This is a genomic window from Cupriavidus sp. DL-D2, from assembly GCF_039710735.1.
GTDB lineage: Bacteria > Pseudomonadota > Gammaproteobacteria > Burkholderiales > Burkholderiaceae > Cupriavidus.
Map to the genome: position 1 here is coordinate 1 of NZ_JBDKXK010000142.1, position 278 is coordinate 278.

At 65.5% G+C, this 278-nt stretch carries 1 protein-coding gene; it reads left to right on the top strand.

The features are described from left to right. The coding region (locus ABDB81_RS30370) for a hemagglutinin repeat-containing protein (protein WP_346814417.1) at nucleotides 1–278 on the top strand (278 nt) is incomplete at both ends.

Genomic DNA, 278 nt, shown 5'->3' on the forward strand with positions numbered 1-278 from the left:
GTCGGCGCTGTGGGGTATCGCAGCAGGTCGCGACGCCTATGACGCGGCCAAGGGTGCGGGCGATGCCATGAAGAGCCTTGCCGGTGGCTCAGGACCGCTCGGCGCCGCCGTGACGCTGTCGCTGGGTACCAGCAAGAGCAAGAACACGCTCACGCAGGACAGCACCTCGCACACGGGATCGAAGGTGCAGGCAGGCGGCAAGGCGGTCTTCATCGCCACGGGTCAGGATGCCAATGGCAACAAGACAGCCGGGAACTTGGACATCGTCGGCTCCAGTA